3 protein-coding genes are annotated in these 3,727 nt (G+C 58.1%); all 3 read left to right on the top strand.

The features are described from left to right. Window positions 1–186: 186 nt before the first annotated feature. Window positions 187–1,308, top strand: a complete 1,122-nt coding sequence (locus EOA29_RS28760; protein ID WP_127221939.1) for a site-specific integrase — start codon at window positions 187–189, stop codon at window positions 1,306–1,308. A gap of 697 nt (window positions 1,309–2,005) precedes the next feature. Beyond that, window positions 2,006–3,214, top strand: coding sequence for a plasmid partitioning protein RepA (repA, locus tag EOA29_RS28755; RefSeq protein WP_127221938.1), 1,209 nt, complete (start codon window positions 2,006–2,008; stop codon window positions 3,212–3,214). A 70-nt stretch (window positions 3,215–3,284) separates the two neighbouring features. Next, on the top strand, window positions 3,285–3,727 hold a 443-nt coding region (locus EOA29_RS28750), incomplete at its 3' end, for a ParB/RepB/Spo0J family partition protein (RefSeq protein WP_127221937.1).

The following is a 3,727-nucleotide window of genomic DNA, read 5'->3' as shown; positions in this document are numbered from 1 at the left end:
GGGTCGCAGTGTAGCTGGATCACGCCCCCTTTGCCAAATCGATATGTCTTAAAGCGTACAGGCTCCACGGCTAACAGATGGCGCTCCAAGCGGCAGCTGGACCGTCAAAGAAGGCATGCAATCCAGCCGCACAGATGTCGCCATCGCCTCTCGCCACTGCCGCCCAAATCACATTAGAATCCCGTCATGACCGACAAGCGTGCCCAGAACAACCTCCCGGACATCGTGGATGTCGTGATGGAAATGGGACGTGGCGCAGAGTATGTTAATGCTCCCCCCTCCCCTCGCCTGCCGGTGCCGACCAGCGAGAAAAGTGGGCTTCCGGGTCACCTTGAAGGCTTGGCTGATCGCGCGCGTGGCTATGTCGAAGCGGCCAGTTCGGCGAACACGCGGCGCGCCTACGCCTCCGACTGGCGTCATTTTGCCAGTTGGTGCCGACGGCAAGGCGTCGAAACCCTTCCGTGCGATCCCCAGGTCGTTGGCCTCTACGTCACGGCCTGTGCATCCGCCAAGGTTAGCGGCGGTCGAAGATCCAATTCGGTGGCGACGATCGAGCGCCGGCTTTCCTCGCTCTCCTGGAACTATGCGCAGCGTGGCCAGCACCTGGACCGCAAGGACCGGCATATCGCAGCTGTGATGGCCGGCATCCGCAACACACACGCCTCCCCTCCTCGCCAGAAAGAAGCCATCCTGCCCGAGGATCTCATTGCCATGTTGGAGACGCTGGACCGCGGCAAGCTGCGCGGCCTGCGCGATCGCGCTATTTTGCTCCTCGGCTTTGCCGGCGGACTCCGACGCTCGGAGATCGTCGGCCTGGATTGCAGCCGCGACCAGACGGAAGATGGCCGCGGCTGGATCGACGTTTTGGACAAAGGCGTTCTCGTCACACTGCGTGGCAAGACGGGCTGGCGCGAGGTCGAGATCGGCCGCGGCTCGTCCGACGCCACCTGCCCCGTCGTAACATTGGAGATCTGGCTGAAATTCGCCCGGATCGCGCACGGGCCACTCTTCCGGCGCGTCACCGGCAAAGGAAAGACGGTCGGCGCCGACCGGCTCAACGCTCAGGAGGTGGCCCGGTTGGTCAAGCGCACAGCCTTGGCCGCTGGCGTGCGCAGCGATCTCTCCGAAGGCGAGCGGGGACAGAAGTTTTCCGGCCATTCACTGCGCGCCGGCCTCGCTTCCTCTGCCGAGGTTGATGAGCGCTATGTGCAGAAGCAGCTTGGCCACGCCTCTGCGGAGATGACCCGCAAGTACCAGCGGCGGCGTGACCGCTTCCGGGTCAATCTGACCAAGGCGTCCGGGCTCTGAAAGGCCCCTCTCTTCCCCCCTTTTGAGGGGGTTGCGCAACGGTAGCCTAGCGTTTCGATTGGAATCTGGAAGTAAAAGCGACAGCGGCTTCGCTAGAGTGTGGCCCTTTCGTCGAAGCGGTTTCACAAAGACGCGACTTGGCATCTGTCGGGGAATCTCGCTCTCCGTCGTCGACGGGCCTGGGCGACGAGCGCGTTCACATTCTCGTCTGGTGAGCGCTATCAACGCCACCATTCCGTCCTGACACTTGGCGCTTATCGTGATGGCGACGGGGTGATGAGCGCTGCCCCTTTCCACCGACGCGGCTGTCAGCTGGAACGCTTGGCTGCTCGTTCAAGGGAGACGAAAGGTGACATGGCCGCTTTGCAACGTCGCGTCAGCCCAGTCCATCCATGTTGATCTGTAGACATTTGTCAGAAGCTCATCGTGATCACTTGCCGGGCCCTGGCGCGGTGCGAGTGGCCCAAGGAAGCCGATAAGAACAGGTCGTGACGCTTGGCTAGGCAGGTTTTGTCCGCAGACAAAATCGCCGAATTGTGTAGCATATTCAGTTGCATGAATCATAGGATCTGATCCTGTCCCGAGACCATTAAGCTTTTGTTAACTTTAAATTTCTTGCCCGGACGAGCGAATCACACATAATGACGGTTGCTTGGCGCTTTTCCGTCAAAAATCGTTTTTAGAAAGTCTCGATTGAATGAACGTGAGTTCGCCCGTTCCTACAAAAATCCCGCTGCCGTTCGAGAAAAGCATCCTCGATCAGGGGGACCAGATATCGAAGAAGCTGCATCTGCTTTCGATGCAACGCTTCCCTCCTCACGCAAAGAAGAATCTTCGTTCGTTCTCGCTGGCGGAGGTTGCCACATATCTGGGTGTTTCCCAGAGCCATCTGAAGAAACTGCATCTGGAAGGAAAGGGACCGGTGCCCGAAACCTCGACGTCGGGCAGGCGCTCGTACACTGCTGAACAGATGCTTGAGCTGCGCCAGTATCTCGACCAGTACGGTCGATCTGAAGCTCGCATGTATGTTCCCCATCGGCGAGCGAGCGAGAAACTTCAGATCTTAGCTGTGGTCAATTTCAAGGGGGGCAGCGGCAAGACCACTACCGCTGCCCACCTAGCCCAATATCTTGCGCTTACCGGGCACCGTGTCCTCGCTGTCGATCTCGATCCGCAGGCGTCGCTTTCTTCGTTGCATGGGTTCCAACCTGAACTCGACCAGACGAAATCACTGTACGACGCGATTCGTTATGACGACGGGAAGGTGTCTCTCTCGGAAATCATCAAGCCGACGAATTTCCCGGGCTTGGATATCGTCCCTGGGAACCTAGAGCTGCAGGAATTCGAATACGACACGCCTCTGGCTATGACGGACAAGTCTTCGAATGTGGGCAGGGCGTTTTTCACGCGTATCTCGAACGCATTGATGGAGGTCGACGATCGCTATGATGTCGTAGTTATCGATTGTCCGCCGCAGCTTGGCTACCTAACGATCACCGCATTGACCGCGGCGACCTCAGTGTTGATCACGATCCATCCGCAGATGCTGGATGTTATGAGCATGGGCCAGTTTCTGCTGATGCTCGGGAACATCCTAGAGCCGATCAGAGCGGCCGGTGCCGAGGTGAATCTGGAGTGGTATCGCTATCTTGTTACTCGATTCGAACCCACGGATCAGCCGCAAGCGCAGATGGTGGCGTTCCTGCATACGCTATTTGGGGAATTCATTCTCAAGAACCAGATGCTGAAATCAACGGCGATTTCCGACGCGGGGATTACCAAGCAGACCCTCTACGAAGTCGAAAAGAATGCGATGACCCGTTCCACATACGAGCGGGCAATGGAAGCTTTGGACGTCGTAAACGGTGAAATCGTAGCTTTGATTCATGAAGCGTGGGGTCGTTGACTTTGTCTGCTGACAAAAGCGGGTCTTTTTCACATGTATTCAACGGACTACGCGCTATCTGGAGGTAAACATGGCACGTAAGAATCTTCTTGCAGGCCTCGTGGAAGCGGAGGCCGGAGACCGGGCGTCATCTGCCGCCGCTGCGGCATATCCGATCCGCGGTGCGTCAAAATCCATGATCCGCTCGGTCAACGAGTTGGCAATGCAAGCGGATGCGTATCTTGAGGGCGAGCAGGTCGTTGAACTTGACCCAAGTGCCGTCGACGGCTCGTTCGTTTCCGACCGCATGGGCGACGATGAGGAACAGTACCAAGAGCTGCTGGAAGCAATTCGGGAGAGGGGGCAGGATTCTCCCATACTTGTCCGTCCGCATCCGGGCTCCAACGGCCGCTACATGATCGTCTTCGGCCATCGCAGAGTCCGGGTCGCCCGCGAACTGGGACGGAAGGTGAGGGCGGTCGTCAAGGAGATCGACGACAAGACCCATGTAATTGCCCAGGGTCAGGAGAATTC

The organism is Mesorhizobium sp. M1E.F.Ca.ET.063.01.1.1 (genome assembly GCF_003998155.1).
Taxonomy (GTDB): Bacteria; Pseudomonadota; Alphaproteobacteria; order Rhizobiales; family Rhizobiaceae; genus Mesorhizobium.
The sequence above is the reverse complement of the archived record's forward strand: the minus strand, read 5'-3'. Positions and strand labels throughout refer to the sequence as shown.